12 protein-coding genes and 1 pseudogene are annotated in these 18,586 nt (G+C 70.0%); 3 read left to right on the top strand and 10 right to left on the bottom strand.

The genetic code is table 11. The annotated features are described in order from the left end of the window. Positions 1 to 51: 51 nt before the first annotated feature. The 4 genes from pulA to UW392_RS14640 form a co-directional block, all read right to left on the bottom strand. The gene (gene pulA / locus UW392_RS14655) at positions 52 to 5,451 is read right to left on the bottom strand and encodes a pullulanase-type alpha-1,6-glucosidase (RefSeq protein ID WP_320775412.1); all 5,400 of its coding nucleotides are present in this window, start codon (positions 5,449 to 5,451) and stop codon (positions 52 to 54) included. Between the two features lie 143 nt (positions 5,452 to 5,594). Next, complete coding sequence (locus tag UW392_RS14650; protein ID WP_320775411.1) at positions 5,595 to 6,980, bottom strand: alpha-amylase family protein; 1,386 nt, start codon at positions 6,978 to 6,980, stop codon at positions 5,595 to 5,597. Between the two features lie 243 nt (positions 6,981 to 7,223). Further along, complete coding sequence (arsB, locus tag UW392_RS14645; protein WP_414496139.1) at positions 7,224 to 8,240, bottom strand: ACR3 family arsenite efflux transporter; 1,017 nt, start codon at positions 8,238 to 8,240, stop codon at positions 7,224 to 7,226. A gap of 71 nt (positions 8,241 to 8,311) precedes the next feature. Further along, the gene (locus UW392_RS14640) at positions 8,312 to 8,683 is read right to left on the bottom strand and encodes a metalloregulator ArsR/SmtB family transcription factor (RefSeq protein WP_320775409.1); all 372 of its coding nucleotides are present in this window, start codon (positions 8,681 to 8,683) and stop codon (positions 8,312 to 8,314) included. Between the two features lie 75 nt (positions 8,684 to 8,758). Between UW392_RS14640 and arsM the strand changes: the two genes are divergently transcribed. Then, positions 8,759 to 9,496, top strand: coding sequence for an arsenite methyltransferase (gene arsM / locus UW392_RS14635; RefSeq protein WP_320775408.1), 738 nt, complete (start codon positions 8,759 to 8,761; stop codon positions 9,494 to 9,496). Here arsM and UW392_RS14630 read toward each other — a convergent pair. The 5 genes from UW392_RS14630 to UW392_RS14610 all read right to left on the bottom strand — a co-directional run bounded on the left by UW392_RS14630 (position 9,483) and on the right by UW392_RS14610 (position 14,860). Further along, the gene (locus UW392_RS14630; protein ID WP_320775407.1) at positions 9,483 to 9,590 is read right to left on the bottom strand and encodes a DUF397 domain-containing protein; all 108 of its coding nucleotides are present in this window, start codon (positions 9,588 to 9,590) and stop codon (positions 9,483 to 9,485) included. The two genes, arsM and UW392_RS14630, sit on opposite strands and share 14 nt — an antisense overlap. A 133-nt stretch (positions 9,591 to 9,723) precedes the next feature. Beyond that, complete coding sequence (locus UW392_RS14625) at positions 9,724 to 11,418, bottom strand: glycoside hydrolase family 13 protein (RefSeq protein ID WP_320775406.1); 1,695 nt, start codon at positions 11,416 to 11,418, stop codon at positions 9,724 to 9,726. Between the two features lie 124 nt (positions 11,419 to 11,542). Continuing rightward, complete coding sequence (locus UW392_RS14620) at positions 11,543 to 12,457, bottom strand: sugar ABC transporter permease (RefSeq protein ID WP_320775405.1); 915 nt, start codon at positions 12,455 to 12,457, stop codon at positions 11,543 to 11,545. Between the two features lie 13 nt (positions 12,458 to 12,470). After that, the gene (locus UW392_RS14615) at positions 12,471 to 13,475 is read right to left on the bottom strand and encodes a sugar ABC transporter permease (protein ID WP_320775404.1); all 1,005 of its coding nucleotides are present in this window, start codon (positions 13,473 to 13,475) and stop codon (positions 12,471 to 12,473) included. Between the two features lie 116 nt (positions 13,476 to 13,591). Next, a complete protein-coding gene (locus UW392_RS14610) occupies positions 13,592 to 14,860 on the bottom strand; it encodes an extracellular solute-binding protein (protein ID WP_320775403.1) in 1,269 nt (422 codons plus the stop codon). A gap of 375 nt (positions 14,861 to 15,235) precedes the next feature. On the opposite strand from UW392_RS14610, the gene UW392_RS14605 reads away from it, so the two are divergent. Continuing rightward, positions 15,236 to 16,270: a LacI family DNA-binding transcriptional regulator gene (locus UW392_RS14605; RefSeq protein ID WP_320775402.1), complete on the top strand. Its 1,035-nt coding sequence runs from the start codon at positions 15,236 to 15,238 to the stop codon at positions 16,268 to 16,270. A gap of 86 nt (positions 16,271 to 16,356) precedes the next feature. Continuing rightward, a complete protein-coding gene (locus UW392_RS14600; protein WP_320775401.1) occupies positions 16,357 to 17,202 on the top strand; it encodes a phosphatase PAP2 family protein in 846 nt (281 codons plus the stop codon). A gap of 240 nt (positions 17,203 to 17,442) precedes the next feature. Here the strand turns inward: UW392_RS14600 and UW392_RS14595 are convergent. After that, positions 17,443 to 18,586 (bottom strand): annotated as a pseudogene (locus UW392_RS14595) (bifunctional glutamine-synthetase adenylyltransferase/deadenyltransferase); the annotation flags it as partial.

Below are 18,586 nucleotides of genomic sequence, written 5' to 3'. Positions count from 1 at the left end.
GTGCTCCTGTTCTGGGGTCCCGGGACAGGAGCACCCTAGCCGCAGGGTCCGTCAGCCCGCGCGGGTGAAGACGGCCACCGTGCGGGCGGGCACGGTGAAGGTGCCCGACCCCTCGGCGTAGGCCGCGTCCTTCACGACCGCGTCGGAGCCCGCGGCCTGCACGGGGTGCAGCCGGTAGCCGGTGCCCGCGGCGCCGGACACCGTCTGCTTCTTCTCCCCGGGGGTGGCGTTGAAGACGACGACGAGGTCACCGGCGCGCATGGTGATCACGCCGGGTGTCTCGTCCTTGCCGGAGAGCGGGAACGACACCGCCGCCCGCACCCGGTCCGCGGTGGCGAGGGAGAACGCGTCCTCGCCGGTACGGATCCTCAGCAGGTCCTGGTAGGCGGCCGACGCCCCGGTGATCTGCGGGCAGCCGACCTGTACGGAGTTCAGCAGCGGTGCGGCATACGGCCACTTGTCCTCGTTGTCGGCGGCCATCGGCAGGCCGCGCCCGAAGCCGTTGCCGTCCTCGCAGGCCCAGTGGACGGCGTTGAACCAGTCGCCGCTGTCGTAGGAGTTGCGGTCCAGCGACTTGGAGCGCAGCAGGTCGGTGCCGGCCTGGGAGAGCGCCGGTCCCTGGGAGAGGGCGGCGGTCGCCATGGCGAGGACCTGCATACGGGCCCGGTCGTCGGCGGAGGTGTCCGCGGGCAGCTTGTACGTCAGCGCGTCGAACAGCGACTCGTTGTCGTGGGCGTCGGCGTAGGCGAGGGCGTCGCCGGGTGCGGCGGCGTATCCGGCGGGTGCGCCGTTGTAGTCGACCTCCGACCCCTTGACCTCCTTGCCGCTGGAGTCGGTGAAGGTGTAGTCGGCGAGGTTGCCGGTGAGCCCGACCTTGATCAGATCCTGGTAGTGCAGCAGCCGGGCCTTCTGTTCGGCGGCCGTCCCGTTGTTCTCGGAGCCGTTGGGGTCGGTGTAGAGACCGGAGGCGAAGCCCTGCACGCCGGGGTCCTCGTCGAAGGGGCCGCCACCGCGCACGGCGTCACGGGCCCGGTCGGAGAAGGTGGCGATGCCGGTGCCGGCCATGTTGGCCTGCGTGGCCTGCTCGAAGCGGGCGTCGTCGGCGACCTCGCCGAAGTTCCAGCCCTCCCCGTACAGGATGACCGACTTGCCGTCGACGCCGTCCTTCTCGACGGTCAGGGCGTCCAGGGCCTTCCTGACCGCGAGGATGTTCTCCTTCGGGTGGTGGCCCATGAGGTCGAAGCGGAAGCCGTCGACCTTGTACTCCTTGGCCCAGGTGACGATCGAGTCGACGACGAGCTTGCCCATCATGGCGTTCTCGGTGGCGGTGTTGGCGCAGCAGGTGCTGTTGGCCACCGAGCCGTCGGCGAGGAGCCGCTGGTAGTAACCGGGCACGATCCGGTCGAGGACGCTGGTCTCCGCCTGGCCGCTCGCGGCGGTGTGGTTGTAGACGACGTCCATGACGACCCGGAGGCCGTCGTCGTTGAGCGCCTTGACCATCTTCCGGAACTCGACGGTGCGGGCGGTGCCGTCCGGGTCGGTGGCGTAGGAGCCCTCGGGGACCGTGTAGTGGTACGGGTCGTACCCCCAGTTGTAGGCGTCCTTCGCGGCGGTCTCGGCCACGCACTTCTGCTGCTCGGCGGAGTCGGCGGGGTAGGAGGCGAGGTCGCAGCCGACGCCGGCCTGTTCGGACTTCTTCTCGGGGATGGTGGCGATGTCGAACGCGGGCAGCAGGTGCACGTACGACGTACCGGCTTCCGCGAGTTCCCGCAGGTGCTTCGACCCGTCGCTGTCCTTGTCGGTGAAGGCGAGGTAGGTGCCGGGGTGGTCGGCCGTCCTGTCCTCGACGGAGAAGTCGCGGACGTGCAGTTCCTGGATCTGGGCGTCGCGCAGCGGCACGGCGTCGGGTTTGGTGTAGGCGGACCAGCCGCTCGGCGCGAGGGACTTGTCACCGAGGTCGACGACGAGGCTGCGCTCGGAGTCGGTGGTGAGGGCGACGGAGTAGGGGTCGGTGACCTTGTTGGTGACGACCTCACCGGCGTCGGGCGCCCACACCTTCACGCTGTAGCGGTAGGGCTGGTTCTTCCAGGACTTGGAGCCGGTGACCGACCACACCCCGGTCGCGTCGTCGCGGCGCATGGCCTTGGTCTTCCCGTCCAGCTCCAGGGCGACGTTCTGCGCGGTGGGCGCCCAGACGGAGAGGGTCGGCCGGCCCTTGCGGTCGAAGACCGGGCCGAGGTCGGCGTCGGTGGCCTCGGGGTAGAGGTCGTCGAGGGCTCCGGCGATCTGGACGCCGGTGGCGGCGAGCACGGCACCACTGGACGCCAGCTGCGAGGCGACCAGCTGCCCCCGCAGCGCCTCCCGCACCCGGTCGCGGTCGCGCGGGTCGACGGAGTAGGCGGTGTACTCCTTCAGGTGCGGGTACTTCGCCTTCTGCGCGTCGGTGAGGGACGTCTTCGTCAGTCGCAGCCACCGCTCGTCGGTGCTGCTGAGCACCCCGTCCTCGGCCTTGATGGAGCCGGTGGCGGAGTAGCGCAGCTGGGTGGAGGCGGCGGCGTCGGAGCCGTTGAAGGCGACGGTGTTCCGGTCGATCCAGACGGCCTCGGACTTGGTGAGGTCGACGGCGGCGGCCGATCCGGCGGGCTGCGGCAGCAGGTGCTTCTCCTCGCCGCTCACCAGCCACACCTCGTGGCCGTCCGCCACCGTGAGGTCGAGGGCCTGGTCGGTGGGGAGGTCCTTCTCGTCGCCCCTGTGCAGGATGTAGCTGAGGGAGGTGGCCCCGTCGGTGAGCGGTACCTCGAAGGTGACGCCATAGGCGTCAGTCTCCACCGGCTCCAGGGGCTTCGACCAGTCGGTGGGCTCGGCGGCACCCGACCAGACGTGCAGTCCCCAGCCGTCGTAGGCGCCGTCGGCGCGGTGGTAGTGCAGGACGGCCTTCGTGGTGTCCTGGGCGGGGTACTCGGGCCGCTCGGTGGTGACCGTCTCCTCACCCTGCTCGATCCACACCTCGCCCGTCTCCGTGACGTCGATGGCGCGGTCGGCGGAGACGTCCTTGTTCCCGTCCTTGTCCACGACGAGGAAGGAGACCTGTGACGCGCCGGGCTTCAGCTTGACCCAGGCGAAGGCGCCGTAGGCGTCCCGGCCGGTGAAGGCGTGGCCGGCCGGCCAGGTGGTCGCCTCGCCGTCGGCGAGGTCGCCCCAGGCGTAGAGGGACCAGTCGTCGTAGTCGCCGTCATCCCGCTTGTAGTGGACGATCGCGTAGTCGCGGGAGGTGGCGGTGGGGGTCTCCGGGACCGGCGGGGTACCGGTCGTGGAGGCGGCGGTGGCACTCCCGGTACGGCCCTTGGAGTCGACGACGACGGCCTTGTACCGCAGGGCGGTGCCGGCGGGGGTGTCCTCGTCGATGGTGTCGGTGACCTTGTACGGGGCGTGGTCGGCGGAGCCGAGGGTGCGCCACTTGCCGTTGCCGGTCTGGGCGGCGAAGACGACGCGGTTGAGCTGTCCGCCGTCGACGTCGGCGGTCAGCGTGACGGTGCCGGTGGCGCCCGGGTCGGGCGCGGTGAGGGTGACGGACGGCTTCGTGGCGGGCGCGGCGAGCCTGCCGGTGGCCTTCAGGACGACGGACGCCCCGGCCGGCACGGTGACGGTGATCTTCGCGTCGGCGCCGGAACGTGCGGTGGCGTCGGTGCCGTACAGGCCCTTGAACGTCATGTTCCGCGAGCCGGTGGCGAAGGTGGCGGTCTGGGCCTTGTCGGCGTTGTTGAAGGCGACGACGTACTCGGTGCCGGTGGTGGCATCGGTGCGGGAGACGGCGTAGACGCCGGGGCCGTCGGCGGCGTACCGCTCGGTCTGGACGCCGTCGGCGAGGGCGAGGTGGGCCTTGCGGAGCTTGGCGAGGGCGCTGATCTGCCGGTACAGGGGCGCGCTCGTGTCGTAGGCGTCCTCGGCGTGGGTGCGGTCGGTGCCGAGCTGGTCGTCGTCGAGGTAGTCGGCGGTCTTCGAGGCGAACATCGACTGGCGGGCGTCCTTGTCGCCGCCGGCGCCGGTGAAGCCCTGTTCGTCGCCGTAGTAGACGACGGGGTTGCCCCGGTTGAGGAACATCAGCTCGTTGGCGAGCTTCGCCTTCTTCACCAGTTCGGCGTCGGTGGCGTCGGGGTCGTCCTGCTTCAGGAAGGACCCGATGCGGCCCATGTCGTGGTTGCCGAGGAAGGTGACCTGTTCGTAGGCGTTGGCCTTGTCGGTCGTGTACTTGTAGTCGTCGGCGAAGACGGCGGAGAGCTTCTCGGCGCTGCCGCCCTGGGAGGCGTAGGCGCGGGCCGCGTCCTGGAAGGGGAAGTCGAGGGTGGAGTCGAGGCGGCCCTCGGTGACGTAGGGCGCGGTGATGTCGGTGTCGGCGGAGTACACCTCACCGAACATGAAGAAGTCGTCGCGGCCCTGCTTGGCGGCGTAGGCGTCCAGCGCGGTCGCCCACTGGGTCCAGAACGCCATGTCGACGTGTTTCACGGTGTCGATCCGGAAGCCGTCGATGTCGAAGTCCCGCACCCACCGCTGGTAGATCTTCTCCATCCCCTCGACGACCTCGGGACGCTCGGTCCACAGGTCGTCCAGGCCGTTGAAGTCGCCGTAGGTGGCGGATTCGCCGGCCCAGGTGGAGTCGCCCCGGTTGTGGTACAGGGTGGGGTCGTTGAGCCAGGCGGGGACCTTGGCGTCGCTGCTGGTGACCTGGGGGGTGTACGGGAAGGAGTCGGTGTCGACGGCGGCTTCGGCATCGACGGTGTCGTCGAAGGGCTCGCCGTCCTCCGTCAGGTACGGGAACGCGCCCTTGGAGAGATACCCGTAGGACTTCTCCTCGTAGTCGACGACGTCGGCGGTGTGGTTGGTGATGACGTCGAAGAAGACCTTCATGCCCTTGGCGTGGGCCTTGGAGATGAGGGTCTCCAGGTCCTTGTTGGTGCCGAAGTGCGGGTCGACCTGGGTGAAGTCGGTGATCCAGTACCCGTGGTAGCCGGCGGAGGCGTTCTCCCCCGTCCCCTGCACGGGGCGGTTCTTGAAGATGGGCGCCATCCAGATGGAGGTGGTGCCCAGCTCCTTGATGTAGTCGAGCTTCTTCGTCAGGCCCTTGAGGTCGCCGCCCTGGTAGAAGCCCTTGTCGGTGGGGTCGTACCCGGTGCTGAGGCGGGAGCCGGTCAGGCCGCCCTTGTCGTTGCCGGTGTCACCGCCTGCGAAACGGTCCGGCAGGACGAAGTAGAACTGTTCGCGGGTGAGGTCGTGGCGGGTCTCCGCCTTCGCCAGCTCGGCGTCCGACGGTGGCGGGGGCGGGCTCGCGGCCTGCGCGGCGAGGGGCTGGACCAGCGCCGCCGCGAGGGCGGCGACGGTGACGGCCGCGACCCTCGGGGCGCTTCGCGCACGGCTGGTTCGGCGCCTCACGGGCACCGGGCGTCTCGGTATCACCGGTGGGAACTCCTTGCGATGAGCGGCTCATTGGGTCCGACCCCGGCGAGACGGTAACGCCGACGCAAGAGTTACAGCAAGGGTCGTGAAAGTAACGGAAAGGCTTTTCACGACCCTTGCCGCGCCGGTCAGGTCAGGTCAGGTCAGCAGCTGGACTTCCCGGCGTACAGCGCGAGCGCGGTGTTGGCGCCGAGGGTGGCCGTGAACTGGCCGGAGCCGTTGACGGTCACCGTGGTGTTGTTCTGGACGTTGCAGTACGTGCCCGCCGCGAGGGACGTCTGATAGGTGCGGGACAGTGATCCGGTCTCGTGGTTGATGGCGACGAATCCCTTGCTCCCCCGCCCGAACGCGATGGCGTCGCCCCCGTTGTCCCACCAGTTGGTGACGGACTCGCCGCGGACGGCGTTGCGGAAGGCGACCATCGACTTGATCTCGGGCCAGGCGTGCTGGCACTTCCAGCCGTCCTGCCAGCAGGCGTTGACGGTCCCGCCGTTGGGCGGCCCGGCGTCGGTGCTGGACCACTCGTACCCGGAGTTGACGTCGGGGGCGCCGTAGGGCCAGGCCAGCATGAAGACGTTGGCGAGGGTGTAGTTGGCGTTGTCCTTGTAGCTGAGGGTGGAGCCGTTGCGCTCGGTGTCGTGGTTGTCGACGAAGACGCCGGAGACGCCGCTGCTCATGTACCCCCAGCCCTCCCCGTAGTTCTTCAGGTAGGCGAGGTTCTCGTTGTTGAACACCCGCTTGAGGTCGTAGGCGTACCGGAACTCCTGCACGTCCCCGTTGCCGGTGTACTCGGTGGGCTGGACGGCCTCACCGGCCCCGTAGATGACCTCCTGCTTCCAGTACACCGACGGGTTGCTGAGCCGCGACTTGATGTTGGCGAGGTCGGCGGCGGGCATGTGCTTGGCGGCGTCGATCCGGAAACCGTCGACACCCAGCGACAGCAGGTCGTTGAGGTACCCGGCGATGGCGCCGCGCACGTAGCTCTCACCGGTGTCGAGGTCGGCGAGGCCGACGAGTTCGCAGTTCTGCACGTTGGCGCGGTCGCCGTAGTTGCTGATCTGCGCGGTGCAGTCGTCGAAGTCGTACGAGGAGTACAGCCCCGGGTAGTTGTACTTGGTGTAGCTGGACCCGCCGGTGCCGGTGCCGCTCCCCGCCGACATGTGGTTGACGACCGCGTCGGCGACGACCTTCACACCTGCGGCGTGACAGGTGTTGACCATGTTCTGGAAGGCGGCGCGGTCACCGAGCCGTCCGGCGATCTTGTAGCTGACGGGCTGGTACGAGGTCCACCACTGGGAGCCCTGTATGTGCTCGGCGGGCGGGGAGACCTGGACGTAGCCGTAGCCGGCGGGGCCGAGGGTGTTGGTGCACTCCTTGGCGACGGAGGCGAAGCTCCACTCGAAGAGGACGGCGGTGACGTCCTTGGTGCCGGGGGGCGCGGCCTGCACCGATGTCGGGGTCATGACAGCCAAGGAGGCGGCGGCGAGGGCGCCGGAAAGAAGGAGACGGGTGCGGGTTCTGCGTGCCATGTGGGGGCCCTTCTACGCTGAAGGCTCTTGCTGCAAGCTTTCTGAAAACTTGCGGTGACGCAGATGTTAAAGGTTCGATCATCGTCTGGGGAGACGTCGGCGCGGGTTCTTTCTCCGAGGTCTCCTTCGGCAGGTCTTTCGGCCAGGACAGCAGGTCCGCCAGGAGGGCGCGGACGCGGCGCTCGATCTCGTCCCTGATCGGGCGGACGGACGAAGAGGACGGACGGCTTCTCCGGCCGGAGGTCAGACACGGGAGGCACCTTCCAGGACCGCGCCCCGCGGGAAGTACCGGCGGGCGGCGAGGGCGACGTGGACCAGGCCGATGAGGACGGGGACCTCGATGAGGGGGCCGACGACACCGGCGAGGGCCTGACCGGAGGCCGCCCCGAAGGTGGCGATCGCGACGGCGATGGCGAGTTCGAAGTTGTTGCCCGCCGCCGTGAAGGCGAGGGTCGTCGCCCTCGGGTGGTCGAGGCCGACCGCGCGGCCGACAGCCATCGACCCGGCCCACATCAGCGCGAAGTAGACCAGCAGCGGCAGGGCGATCCGGGCGACGTCGAGAGGGCGGGAGGTGACGGCGTCGCCCTGGAGGGCGAACAGCACCACGATCGTGAAGAGCAGCCCGTACAGGGCGAACGGGCCGATACGCGGGACGAGTTCGGTCTCGTACCAGGTACGCCCCTTGACCCGCTCGCCCAGGCGGCGGGTGAGGTACCCGGCCAGCAGCGGGATGCCGAGGAAGACCAGCACGGAGCGGGCGATCTCCCACACGGAGACGTCCAGCGCGGTCCGCTCCAGGCCGAGCAGGCCGGGCAGCGTGTCCAGGTAGAACCAGCCGAGCGCGGCGAACGCGACGACCTGGAAGACGGAGTTGAGCGCCACCAGGACGGCGGCGGCCTCACGGTCGCCGCAGGCCAGATCGTTCCAGATGACGACCATGGCGATGCAGCGGGCGAGCCCGACGATGATCAGACCGGTGCGGTACTCGGGCAGGTCCGGCAGGAAGAGCCAGGCGAGTGCGGACATCAGGGCCGGGCCGACGACCCAGTTGAGCACCAGCGACGGGACGAGCAGGCGCCGGTCACGGGAGACGGTGCCGAGACGGTCGTATCGGACCTTGGCGAGGACCGGGTACATCATCACCAGCAGGCCGAGGGCGATCGGCAGCGAGACGCCGGTGACGGTGACCCGCGCGAGCGCGTCGCCCAGACCCGGCACGAGACGGCCGAGGCCCAGCCCCGCGGCCATCGCGGCGAGCATCCACACGGCGAGGAAGCGGTCGAGGAACGACAGCCGCGCCGACACCCCTCCCTCGGCGGTCGCCGTCCCCCTCACGGCGCGGCCGGGGCGCCGGGGCGGGTGAGGAGGGCCGCGAGCCGGTCGGTCGTGGCGGGCAGCAGCCGGTAGTACACCCAGGTCCCCCGCCGCTCGGACTCGATCAGCCCGGCCTGCCTGAGCAGCTTCAGATGGTGGGAGATGGTCGGCTGCGACAGGTCGAAGGCCGGGGTGAGGTCGCAGACGCAGATCTCCCCGCCGTCGCGGGAGGCGATCATCGACAGCAGCCTGATCCGCACCGGGTCGCCGAGGGCCTTGAAGACCTTGGCGAGTTCGACGGCGTGGTCCTCGTCCATCGGCGCGCTCAGCAGCGTGGGGCAGCAGCCGTCGCCGTCCTGACCGAGCACTTCCAGTTCCTGTTTCGACACCCTTCTATATTGACACCCTTCGATTCAGCGCGCAAGCTTGAATCGAAGAGCATCAATACAACGAGGAGTCGGGCCATGACCCAAGAGTCCACCGACCTGCGCGAGACCGTCCGCCGGCGCTACGCCGCAGCCGCGACACAGGTCACCGAGGGCGGCAGCGCGTGCTGCGGAGAGACCGACGCGTGCTTCGGCGCCGCCCACTACCAGGACGGCGAACGCGACGAACTGCCCGTCGAGGCCGTCGCCGCCTCGCTCGGCTGCGGCAACCCCACCGCCGTCGCCGACCTGCGCGAGGGCGACCGCGTCCTCGACCTCGGCTCCGGCGGCGGCATCGACGTCCTGCTCTCCGCCCGCCGGGTCGGCCCCACCGGCAAGGCGTACGGCCTCGACATGACCGACGAGATGCTGGCCCTCGCCCTGGCCAACCAGCGCACGGCCGGCGTCACGAACGCCGAGTTCCTCAAGGGCACGATCGAGGCGGTCCCGCTGCCCGCCGGGACGATCGACGTCGTCATCTCCAACTGCGTGATCAACCTGTCCACCGACAAGCGGGCCGTCTTCGCGGAGGCGTTCCGTGTCCTCCGTCCCGGTGGCCGCCTCGGCGTCTCCGACGTGGTCGCGGACGACGCCCTCACCCCGGCCGACCGGGCGGAGCGCGGGGACCACGTCGGCTGCGTCGCCGGGGCGCTGTCCTTCGCGGAGTACCGCGAGGGTCTCCGCGCAGCGGGGTTCACGGACGTGTCGGTCACCCCCGCCCACTCGGTGGCCGACGGGATGCACTCGGCGGTGGTACGGGCGGTCAAACCCCGGTGAACCGACCGCTCACGCGCCGCACGAACGCGGACCAGGCGGCGGGGCCGAGCAGCAGCACCGGCCCGTCGGCCCGCTTGCTCTCCCGGAGGCGCATGTGCCGAACTCCTCCATCGCGGTGCGGATCAGGGCCAGGGACTCGTCGGGCGGCAGCGCCTCGGCCTGCTCAACTGGCGGAGGGCCCGCCGCCCCCGGCACGGGAGCGGCGGGCCCTCGGGGCTCCGGGACGGTCAGGCCGTCGTCCACCACACCGTCGTGTCGCCCGGCACCTTCGCCTCGCCGTCGGCCTCGGTCACCTCGCCGCTGGCGAGCAGCACCCGCCCGTGCACGGGGACCGTCACCGACTCGCTCGTCGTGTTCGCGACGCAGACGAACTCACCGCGGCGGAAGGCCAGAACACCTTCCGGCGCCCGGAGCCACTCCACCGCGTCGCCCGCGCCGAGGTCGGGCTGTTCGCGGCGGAGGGAGAGGGCCGTGCGGTACAGCTCCAGGGTGGAGCCGGGCACGCCGGTCTGCGCCTCGACGCTCAGCTCGCCCCAGTTCTCCGGCTGCGGCAGCCAGCTGCCGCCGTCGCCGAAGCCGTACGAGGAGCCCGTGCGGGTCCACGGGATCGGCACCCGGCAGCCGTCGCGGAAGCCGTCCTGGCCGGCGCCGCGGAAGTACGCCGGGTCCTGGCGTACCTCGTCGGGGAGGTCCACCACGTCCGGGAGGCCCAGTTCCTCGCCCTGGTAGACGTAGGCCGAGCCGGGGAGGGCCAGCATGAGGAGGGTGGCCGCGCGGGCGCGCTTCAGGCCCAGTTCACGGTCGCCGGCCAGGCGGATCTGCGTACCGAGGCCGGGCGGGTTGGCGAAGCGGGTGGTGTGGCGGGTCACGTCGTGGTTGGAGAGGACCCAGGTGGAGGGGGCGCCGACGGGGCGCATCGCCTCCAGGGTGCGGTCGATGACGCCGCGCAGTTCCTCGGCGTCCCAGTGGGTGCCCAGGTACTGGAAGTTGAACGCCTGGTGGAGTTCGTCGGGGCGGACGTAGTTCGCGGTGCGCTCGACGGTCGGGGTCCACGCCTCGGCGACGAAAATCCGCTCGCCGCTGTACTCGTCGAGGATCAGCCGCCACTGGCGGTAGATGTCGTGCACGCCGTCCTGGTCGAAGAACGGCATGACATCGTTGCCCAGGAGCTTGAGCTGATCATGGTCTCCCAGGTCCGGGAGGCCCGCCGCCTTCACCATGCCGTGGGCGACGTCGATGCGGAAGCCGTCGACGCCCATGTCCAGCCAGAAGCGGAGGATCGAGCGGAACTCGTCGCCGACCGCCGGGTGCTCCCAGTTGAAGTCCGGCTGCTCGGGCGCGAAGAGGTGCAGGTACCACTCGCCGGGGGTGCCGTCGGGCTCGGTGACCCGCGTCCACGCCGGGCCGCCGAAGATGGACTCCCAGTCGTTGGGCGGGAGTTCGCCGTTCTCGCCCTTGCCGGGACGGAAGTGGTAGCGGTCCCGGGCCGGGGAGCCGGGGCCCTCGGCGAGGGCGCGCTTGAACCACTCGTACTGGTCGCTGGAGTGGTTGGGGACCAGGTCGACGATGATGCGCAGGCCCAGGCCGTGGGCGTCGCGGATCAGCGCGTCGGCGTCGAGGAGCGTGCCGAACATCGGGTCGACGGCGCGGTAGTCGGCGACGTCGTAGCCCGCGTCGGCCTGCGGGGAGGCGTAGAAAGGGCTGAGCCACACCGCGTCCACGCCGAGGTCGCGGAGGTAGGGCAGACGGGTGCGGATGCCTTCGAGGTCGCCCATGCCGTCGCCGTTGCTGTCGGCGAAGCTGCGCGGGTACACCTGGTAGATGACCGCGTCCCGCCACCAGTCGCGGCGCCGGGTGACGGTGGCGACGGCCGAGGCGGTGCGGGTCGTCGGGGTCTGGGCTGCGGAGTGCTGCTGGCTCATGTCGTCCTTGAGGCGTGACGGATACGGGGAGGCGTGGGTCGGGGGGCGAAGGAGGCGGTCACGGTGGAGCGGGGTCGGATGGCCACCGCGACCGCCACCCGTAGCGGGAGCCCGCGGGGCGGGCTCAGCCCTTCGTGCCGCCGGCGGTGAGTCCGGTCACCAGGTTCTTCTGCACAAGGTAGAAGAAAGCGGACACCGGGATGGCGATCAGCACGGCGGTGGCGGCCATCAGGTTGCGCTGCGCGTCGTGCTCGCTGACGAAGCTCTGCAGACCGACGGCGAAGGTGTACTTCGTGTCGGACAGCATGAACGTCGACGCGAAGGCGACCTCGCCGAAGGCCGTGATGAAGCTGTAGAAGCCGGCGACCGCGAGGCCCGGCCGGGCCAGCGGCAGGATCAGCCGGAAGAACGTGCCGAACGGGGAGAGTCCGTCGACCCGTCCCGCCTCGTCGATCTCGAACGGGATGGTGTCGAAGTACCCCTTCAGCAGCCACGCGCAGTACGGGACGGCCGTGGAGCAGTAGACGAGGATCAGGCCGAGGTAGCTGTCGATCAGCTGAAGGCTGGACAGGATCTGGTACATCGGCACGATGAGGACGGCGATGGGGAACATCTGCGTCAGCAGCAGCACCCACATGAACTTCCGGAAGCCGGGGAAGCGCATCCGGGAGACGGCGTACCCGGTGGTGGCCGCGACGAGGACGCCGATGACGGTCGTACCGAGCGAGACGATCAGCGAACTCTGCAGCCACTGCCAGAAGTTGGTCTCCGACAGGACGAACGAGTAGTTCTCGAACGTCATCTTCCCCCAGATCTCACCGGGGTGCAGATAGTCGTCCTTGTCCGGGCCGAGGGAGAGGAAGACCAGCCAGGCGACGGGGAACAGGGCGATCAGGCTCGCGACGGTCAGGACGGCGTGCCGGGCGAGGACGGCGCCGGGGCCGCTCTGCCCGCGCCCCCGGACCTTGCGGGGCGCGGCGGTCACGGAGGGCTCCCCGTCCGCCGGGGCGGTCGCCTGGGTGGCGGTGGTTGTGCTCATGGGGGCTCCTGCCTCAGATCGCCGGCTGCTGCTCATCGCGGTTCAGCCAGCGGCGGTAGAACGAGGTGAAGACGATCAGGACGGCCAGCAGCAGGATGCCGTAGGCGGCGGACTGCGCGAACTCGCGCGGCTGCTGTCCGAAGCCGAGCTGGTAGGCCCAGGTGACCAGGATCTGCGCGTCCGGCGCGGTGTTGCCGAACAGCAGGAAGATGACGGCGAACTGGTTGAACGTCCAGATGATGCCGAGCAGCACGACGGTGGAGCTGACCGACCGCAGACCGGGCAGGGTCACGTACCGGAAGCGCTGCCAGGCGTTCGCGCCGTCCATCTCGGCGGCCTCGTAGAGCGAGGTGTCGATGGACTGGAGTCCGCCGAGGAGCGAGATCATCATGAACGGCACACCGCACCAGGTGTTCACCATGATCGCGGCGAACCGCTGCCAGAAGGTGTCCTCCAGCCACAGCGGCGTCGGCAGGTGCAGCGCTTCGAGCGCGGAGTTGATGATGCCGGAGTCGGCGAGCATGAACCGCCAGCCGAAGACGGTGACGAAGGTCGGCACGGCCCACGGCAGGATCAGGATCAGCCGGTAGAAGGTGCGGCCGCGCATCTTCTGGTTGAGCAGCAGCGCGAGGCCCAGGCCGATGGTGTAGTGCAGGGTGACGCAGGCGGCCGTCCAGACGATCGTCCAGATGAAGTGCGACCAGAACCGGTCGTAGGCCGTGTCACCCCACAGGATGTCGGCGTAGTTGTCGAGACCGACGAACTTGTACGTCGCCTCGATCTCGTTGACACCGATGGTCCGCGCCGAGTTGAGGCTGTCGGCGTCGGTGAGCGTGAGGTAGAAGCCGTAGGCCAGCGGATACAGGACCAGGACGCCGAGCACGACGACGACCGGGGCGATCATGGCGTAGGCGTACCAGTGCCTCTGGAAGCTCTGCTTCAGCCGCGTGCCCGGACCGGGCCGCGGGGCGCGGTCACCGCGGCGCTTGCCGGTGGCGCGGTCGATGGTGACTGTCATGGTTCGACAACCTTCTCGGAATCCTGTGGATCATCCTGTGGAGCAAGGGTTTCGGCGCACGGGCCGCCGGCCGCCGGGCCCGCTCCCCCCGGGGCGGGTCCGGCGGCCGCGCGGGCTCACTTGCTGAAGTCGGGCACCAGCTTGGCGAACGACGTCTCGGCGTCGCTCAGCCCCTCGTCCAGGGACTTCTTGCCGCTGGCCATCAGCGGCAGCTCGTCGTCGAGCGGCGTCCACAGGGAGCTGTACTCGGGCAGCTCGGGTCGCGGCTGGGCGGCGGAGAGAACCGTCTGGTAGCCGGCGATGCCCGGGTCGGCCTTGACCTCGTCGGTGTAGGCGTCCTCGCGGGTGGGCAGCGTGGAGTTCTTCAGGGCGACGGCCTCCTGCGACTTCGCGGAGGTCATGAAGTTCACCAGCTTCAGCGCGGCCTTCTGGTGCGCCTCGTCCGAGCCCGCGTAGACCGACAGGTTGTGGCCGCCGGTGGGAGCCCCCGCCTCACCGGTCGACCCGGCCGGAACGGTGACGATCCCCAGGTTCTCCTTGTCCTTGAAGGCCGAACCCTTGTAGAAGTTCGTGATCTCCCAGGGGCCCTCGATGATCGAGGCGACCTTGCCGTTGACGAAGGCGTCCTGCTTGTGGGCGTAGGCGTCGGCGGTGGTGTCGGCCTTGCCGAGCCCCTTGCCGTCGAACAGCCCGAGCCAGGTGCTGTAGGCCTTCTTGGCCTCCGCGGAGGCGATGGTGATCTTCTTCCCCTCGGCGTCGACCGTGTCGGTGCCCTCACCGAAGAGGAACGGCATGCTGTAGTAGCCGGCGGTGGAGCCGAGGTAGCCGTCGACGCCGGTCTTCGCCTTGATCGTGGCGGCGGCCTTCTTCAGGTCGTCCCAGGTCTTGGGCGCCTCGACGCCGGCCTTCTCGAACAGCTCCTTGTTGTAGACGAGAGCAAGAGTGTCGGTGACCAGCGGAACGCCGTAGGTCTTGCCCTCGTACTTCGCCTGCTCGATCAGGTTGCTCTCGAACTTGTCCTCGTCGGCGAGGGCCTCGGTGCCGTCCAGCGGCAGGAAGAAGCCCTTCTTGGCGAAGGCGGGCGTCCAGCCGACCTCGGCGCGCAGCACGTCGGGGGCGCCCTTGCTGCCGGCGGCGGTGTCGAACTTGTTCTGCGCCTGGTCGAAGGGGACGTTGACGAAGTTGACCTTGATGTCCTTGTTGGCCGCCTCGAACTCCTTGACCAGGGCCTTGTACGCCGGCGCCTCATTGGTCGCGTTGGAGGTGTCCCAGTAGGTGATGGTCACCGGCCCGTCGGCCGAGTCGCCGCTGTCGCTCCCGCCGCAGGCCGTCGCCGCGAGGGCGAGGGACGCCACCAGCGCGGTGGCCGCTATGCCACGCCGCATGAGTTCTCCTTGAGGGTGAAAGCCCGTAAGCGCAGGGGCGGTCCCGTCCGCCGCTCCTGTCGACTTGCCGACTGCGCCATCGCGGCCGCCGGGCGACGAGAACGTAACAGCGATGAAAGCGTTTCGAAAGACCTTGCAGAAAAAAAGTGCAAGACGCGCGGACAGTTACCGCCCCGTGACCGGCTCTCCACCACCGTGAGACCACTATCGACCGGGACTTTCCGGCTCCACACCAGCTCTTCGACCACTTGTGCAAGACTCTGCAAGTACTTGCCGAACGTTTCAGCGTCGACCACGACACGGGGGACCACCATGACGCAGCAGCCCGCAACGGGCCGTTCCAGGGCCCGGATCAGGCGGGTACAGTCCACCCCTGTGACCACACGCCTTGCCGACATCGCTGCCCAGGCGGGCGTGAGCGAAGCAACCGTCAGCCGCGTCCTGAACGGGAAGCCGGGCGTCGCGGCCACCACCCGCCAGTCCGTACTGGCCGCGCTGGACGTCCTCGGCTACGAGCGTCCGGTACGCCTACGCCAGCGCAGCGAGGGCCTGGTGGGCCTGATCACCCCGGAGCTGGAGAACCCGATCTTTCCGGCGCTCGCCCAGGTCATCGGGCAGGCGCTGACCCGCCAGGGGTACACCCCGGTCCTCGCCACCCAGACCCCCGGCGGCTCCACCGAGGACGAACTCACCGAGATGCTGGTCGACCGCGGTGTCGCCGGCATCATCTACGTCTCGGGGCTGCACGCCGACACCACGGCCGACATGCAGCGCTATGAGCGACTGCGCGCCCAGGGCGTCCCCTTCGTCCTGGTCGACGGCTTCTCCCCCAAGGTCCAGGCACCCTTCATCTCCCCCGACGACCGCGCCGCGATGAGCCTGGCCGTCACCCACCTCGCCTCCCTCGGCCACAGCCGCATCGGCCTGGCCGTCGGCCCGAAGCGCTTCGTGCCGGTGCAGCGCAAGATCGAGGGGTTCGCCAAGGCCGTACAGGAGCAACTGGGGCTCCCGGCCGCCACCGCCGAGTCCGACCTGGTCCAGCACTCCCTCTACACCCTGGAGGGCGGCCAGGCCGCGGCCCTCGCGCTCATCGAGCGGAAGTGCACGGCGGTGGTCTGCGCCAGCGACATGATGGCGCTCGGCGCGATACGCGCGGCCCGCCAGCGCGGCCTCGACGTCCCGAAGGACATCTCCGTCGTCGGCTTCGACGACTCCCCGCTGATCGCTTTCACCGACCCGCCCCTCACCACGATCCGCAAACCGGTCCCGGCGATGGGCCAGGCCGCGGTGCGCACGCTCCTGGAGGAGATCGGCGGCACCCCTGCCCCGCACAGCGAGTTCGTCTTCATGCCGGAGCTGGTCGTACGCGGCTCGACGGCCTCCGCACCCGGAGACCGCAAGCGCCCCTGAGTCCTCCTCAAGGCTTAGAACGTGCGTCCAGAACCCGACGGGGGGATGACCGGGCGACAAGGGCTTTTCTGGCAGACTCTTGTCCTATGGGTGACACGACCGTGACGACGACGGAGGGCCGCGAGGACGCCGCTCCGCACCTCGTCACGGCACCGCCCCGGCCGGGTCTCCTGCGCCGTCTGCGCACCCCCCGCCGCCCCCGGCTGTGGTTCGAGATCCTCCTCATCGCGGTCAGTTACTGGACGTACTCGCTGGTCCGCAACGCGGTACCGGAGCAGCGCGGGCAGGCACTGCGCAACGCGGACTGGATCTGGCAGTTGGAGCAGGATCTCGGCGTCGCCGTCGAGAAGTCGGTCAACCACGCGGTGGATTCCGTGACTTGGCTGATCGTCGGCATGAACTACTACTACGCCACGCTGCACTTCGTGGTGACGCTGGGCGTCCTCGTCTGGCTCTACCGCAGCCATCCCGGCCGCTACGCGGCGACCCGTCTCGTCCTCTTCGCCACCACGGGCGTGGCCCTGGCCGGCTACTACCTGTACCCCCTCGCACCGCCCCGCCTGATGACGAACGGCGGCTTCATCGACACGGTGATGGTCCACGAGACGTGGGGCTCGATGGCGTCCGGCGACCTGAAGAACATGTCCAACCAGTACGCGGCGATGCCGTCGATGCACATCGGGTGGTCGGTGTGGTGCGGGGTGACGATCTGGGCGCTGGCCTCCGTGCCGTGGGCACGTCTACTGGGGTTGCTTTATCCAGCCGCCACGCTGGTGGTCATCGTGGCGACGGCCAACCACTTCTGGCTGGACGCGGTGGGCGGCGTGCTGTGCCTGGCGTTCGGCTACGTGGTCGCGTCCGTCTGGCACGGGAGGACACCGTACGCGCTGCCGCGTGAGCCGGTCGTGCCCGACCGTACCGTCGGAGGGTGACGCAGTTCGTCCGCGGGTGCGTCGTGGCTGGTCGCGCAGTTCCCCGCGCCCCTTCGGGGCACTGTCCCGCGGGCGCTCGACGGCGGAAGGGGGTGCGGGGGTGTGGCGCAGGTCGTCGCTTAGCTGGTCGCAACGGGGGGCGCCCCACAGGCCGACGATGCCCGCCCGACCCGCGACGACCTCGCCACACCCCCGCGCCCCCGACCCACCCACTCACCCACCGTGCGTGCGAACCCGGCGTCAGTCGCCGTAGAACCGGTCCTCCACCACCCCGCGCGCCCGCCGCGCGGTCCGCCGGTACGCGTCCAGCATGTCGCCCGCGTGCCCGTCGCCGAAGCCCAGGTAGCGGCCCACCGCCGCCAGCTCCCGGCTCTCGCTCGGGAACGTGTCGCCGGCCCGCCCCCGCACCAGCATCACCGCGTTCCGCACACGCGTCGCCAGCACCCACGCCTCGTCCAGGATCGCGGCCTCCTCCTCGGAGACCAGCTCCGCCCCGAGCGCCGCCGCCAGCGCCTCCCGCGTCCGCGTGGTCCGCAGACCCGCGACCTCGTGCCCGTGCCGCAACTGCGCCAACTGCACGGTCCACTCCACGTCCGACAGCCCGCCCGGCCCGAGTTTCACATGGAGCTTCGGGTCGGCCCCGCGAGGCAGCCGCTCCGACTCCATCCGCGCCTTCAGCCGCCGGATCTCCCGCACCGCGTCGTCCCCCAGCCCGGCCGCCGGGTACCGCAGCGGATCGACCAGTTCCAGGAACCGCCGCCCCAGCTCCTCGTCCCCCGCCACGAACTCCGCCCGCAGCAGAGCCTGCGACTCCCACCCGAGCGACCACCGCCGGTAGTACGCCTCGTACGACTTGAACGTCCGTACCAGCGGCCCGGACTTCCCTTCCGGCCGCAGATCCGCGTCCACGAGAAGCGGCGGATCGGCGCTCGGCACCTGAAGCAGCCGCCGCATCTCGGCGACGACCCGGTTCGCGGCCTCCCCGGCCTCCCGCTCCCCGACCCCGTCCCGCGCCTCGTGCACGAAGAGAACATCGGCATCGGAGCCGTAACCCAGCTCGTGCCCCCCGAACCGCCCCATCCCGATGACGGCGAACCGGGTGGGCAGCTCATCGCCCCACCCCTCCCGCACCACGGCCCTGAGCGTCCCCGCCAGCGTCGCCGCCGTCAGGTCGGACACCGCCGCGCCCACCCGCTCCACCAGCGCTCCGGGATCGGCGACGACCGGCTGCGTCTCCGTGCCGTAGGACGCGACGATGTCGGCGGCCGCCGTACGGAACAGCTCCCGCCGCCGCACCCCGCGCGCCGCCGTCACCCCCTGCACGGCGCCGTCGGCCCGCCCGACCGCGGCGAGCACCTCCGCCTCCAGCTGCGCCCGCCCGCGC

The organism is Streptomyces sp. CRN 30, from assembly GCF_034105845.1.
This window is presented reverse-complemented; position numbering and strand designations above follow the sequence as displayed.

Coding starts and splice junctions, on each gene's coding strand:
- UW392_RS14650 (WP_320775411.1), bottom strand. CDS start 6,980: ATGGCACGCAGAACCCGCACCCGTCTCCTTCTTTCCGGCGCCCTCGCC.
- arsB (WP_414496139.1), bottom strand. CDS start 8,240: ATGCTCGCCGCGATGGCCGCGGGGCTGGGCCTCGGCCGTCTCGTGCCG.
- arsM (WP_320775408.1), top strand. CDS start 8,759: ATGACCCAAGAGTCCACCGACCTGCGCGAGACCGTCCGCCGGCGCTAC.
- UW392_RS14630 (WP_320775407.1), bottom strand. CDS start 9,590: ATGCGCCTCCGGGAGAGCAAGCGGGCCGACGGGCCGGTGCTGCTGCTC.
- UW392_RS14625 (WP_320775406.1), bottom strand. CDS start 11,418: ATGAGCCAGCAGCACTCCGCAGCCCAGACCCCGACGACCCGCACCGCC.
- UW392_RS14620 (WP_320775405.1), bottom strand. CDS start 12,457: ATGAGCACAACCACCGCCACCCAGGCGACCGCCCCGGCGGACGGGGAG.
- UW392_RS14615 (WP_320775404.1), bottom strand. CDS start 13,475: ATGACAGTCACCATCGACCGCGCCACCGGCAAGCGCCGCGGTGACCGC.
- UW392_RS14610 (WP_320775403.1), bottom strand. CDS start 14,860: ATGCGGCGTGGCATAGCGGCCACCGCGCTGGTGGCGTCCCTCGCCCTC.
- UW392_RS14600 (WP_320775401.1), top strand. CDS start 16,357: ATGGGTGACACGACCGTGACGACGACGGAGGGCCGCGAGGACGCCGCT.